The sequence below is a fragment of the Nostoc sp. CHAB 5715 genome (genome assembly GCF_020829685.1).
Lineage (GTDB): Bacteria > Cyanobacteriota > Cyanobacteriia > Cyanobacteriales > Nostocaceae > Nostoc.
Map to the genome: position 1 here is coordinate 1 of NZ_JAIVFR010001000.1, position 2,633 is coordinate 2,633.

The 2,633-nt window shown below is 41.8% G+C and carries 3 protein-coding genes and 1 pseudogene; all 4 read left to right on the top strand.

The features are described from left to right. The first annotated feature begins 129 nt into the window (after positions 1-129). A complete protein-coding gene (locus LC574_RS34950) occupies positions 130-357 on the top strand; it encodes a hypothetical protein (protein WP_229458206.1) in 228 nt (75 codons plus the stop codon). A gap of 108 nt (positions 358-465) precedes the next feature. Further along, entirely contained in the window at positions 466-1,554 is a 1,089-nt protein-coding gene (gene aroC / locus LC574_RS34955; protein ID WP_229458207.1) for a chorismate synthase, read from the top strand. A gap of 204 nt (positions 1,555-1,758) precedes the next feature. Further along, on the top strand, positions 1,759-1,881 hold the full coding sequence (locus tag LC574_RS38390; RefSeq protein WP_267871785.1) for a hypothetical protein: 123 nt from the start codon (positions 1,759-1,761) through the stop codon (positions 1,879-1,881). Positions 1,882-1,903: 22 nt separating this feature from the next. Continuing rightward, positions 1,904-2,633: pseudogene (locus LC574_RS34960) on the top strand (hypothetical protein); the annotation flags it as partial.

The window sequence follows — 2,633 nt, forward strand, 5'->3', positions numbered from 1 at the left end:
CCCGCTGTTAGCTGTTAGCGGTTAGCTGTTAGCTAATGGCTAATAGCTAATAGCTAATACCCCGCTCATATTGGGCGGCTTGTTTAAAACTAATCGCAAGCTCGCTAACCGCTAATCGCTTTTATACGTATGAGCATTGCGCTTTACCCCTACCGCGTGGTCTATTTACCTGAAAATAGCTGTAAATATGGTTTAGCGATAGAAAATGGTTCTGAAGAAAAAGAAAAATTTGAGGAACATACAGAGTCGCCAACATTTTCTGTTGATGAATATAAATTAATACAGGATTATTTAAGAAAGCTTGATGCAGCAAAATGGCAAACTAAGTCAGTTGATTTAGATGCTTTACCTGAATAAATTAGATTGGACATATCTTAATACTATAAATTTTGGCTAACCTTTGCACATTAACTTTTGCAAGAACTCTAGGTAGAATACATAAGCCTCACTTTTTTCCTCAAAATCATGGGCAATATTTTTGGTCATCTATTTCGCATTAGTACTTTTGGCGAGTCTCACGGCGGCGGTGTGGGGGTTGTGATTGATGGTTGTCCTCCCCAACTAGAAATTTCGGCAGAAGAAATTCAAGTAGAACTAGATAGAAGGCGTCCCGGACAAAGTAAAATTACGACGCCTCGCAAAGAAGCGGATACCTGCGAGATTTTATCAGGGGTATTTGAAGGCAAAACTCTGGGAACGCCTATATTAATTTTGGTGCAAAACAAAGATACTCGTCCCCAAGACTACGACGAGATGTCCGAGAAATATCGACCTTCTCACGCGGATGCAACTTATGATGCAAAATATGGCATTCGCAATTGGCAAGGTGGGGGTAGATCGTCAGCGCGTGAGACAATCGGAAGAGTAGCAGCAGGTGCGATCGCTAAAAAAATTCTTCGTCAAGTCGCCAATGTCGAAGTTATCGCTTACGTTAAACGCATCAAAGACTTGGAAGGTGTAGTTGATCCAAATACTGTCACTTTAGAACAAGTGGAAAGTAATATTGTGCGCTGTCCCGATGCTGAATGCAGCGATCGCATGATTGAATTAATTGAGCAAGTTGGTAGACAAGGTGATTCTATCGGCGGTGTAGTAGAATGTGTGGCGCGAAATGTGCCGAAAGGTTTAGGCGAACCAGTATTTGATAAATTGGAAGCTGATATCGCTAAAGGTGTCATGTCTCTTCCTGCTAGCAAAGGCTTTGAAATTGGTTCGGGTTTTGGGGGAACCCTGCTAACGGGAATTGAGCATAACGACGAATTTTATATCGATGAGAGTGGTGAAATCCGCACACTAACAAACCGTTCTGGTGGTATTCAAGGGGGGATTTCCAACGGAGAAAATATCATTTTGCGAGTTGCATTTAAGCCGACAGCAACAATTAGAAAAGAGCAGAAAACTGTAACTCGTGAAGGCCAAGAAACACTATTAGCAGCCAAAGGACGCCACGATCCTTGTGTATTACCGCGTGCAGTTCCAATGGTTGAGGCAATGGTGGCGTTGGTGCTGTGTGACCATTTGTTACGGCATCATGGACAGTGTAAGGTTTTGTAGACCTACATTTGACTGACAAAAAACATTAGCGTTGCAGAGAAAGCGGGATAATTTAGCAACTTCTAAAATTCCCCTTCTCCTTCCCCTGCTTGTTCCAATTCATGCTACTGTTCTGCAACCCCAAAATATTTATTTTCTTGGGGTCGCAATACTGCGTAGGTTTTGCTTAAAAAATAACTCCAATGTAGGTTGGGTTACTGCTTTTTGCCACTTGACTTTCAAGGAAATCCCCAAGGCGAATATGAACTATTTTTCAGCTTAGGAGTTGATGGCGTATTTAGTGATTATCCAGATACGACTGGTTTTCACTCTACTGTTCAGTGGTAATTTGGTAAGGGAATTAAAAATCATGGAAAAGTACATGCTTTTACTTAAGTGGAAATCCTGTATAACAGCAGTAACCTTGACCGCAATCAGTCTTACTGCATCCAAGTCGGCATTGGCAGCATCTCTATACTCAGTTACTGACTTAGGTAGTCTTACAGGAGAAGCCTTCAGTTTCGCTACAGACATCAATGACTCAGGTGAGGTAGCCATTAATTCTTTGGCGAGTTCTTTTTTTTACAGCAATGGTTCACTTCAAAAAATTAGTCCTCTGCCTGGGGATAATCAACTTACAGTAAGTGGTATCAATAACTTGGGGCAAGTAGTTGGTAATTCGGTTGCTAGTAATAACTTTACTGGAAATAACCCTTTCCTATACAGCAATGGCATCACCCAACCCCTCCCTATCCGAAACGCTATTCCTTATGCCATTAACGATCGCAGCCAAATAGTAGGGGGAGGAAGCGGACTTGGGCCTTTTTTATACAGTGATGGTATACTAACCAGCATAGGAACTCCTGGTAATGTTGCCTACAGTTTAAATAACTTGGGACAAATAGTAGGCTTTCTCAGTTCAAACACAGGTTTTCTGTACCAAAACGGCCAAACTACTAATTTAGGAACTTTGCCACTTTACCAGTACAGCGTAGCAAATGATATTAATGACTTAGGACAAGTGGTTGGTAATTCTGGAATCACTGGAGTAGATGATGGTCGTGCTTTTCTGTACAGTTCCAGCACGGGAATCCAAGACC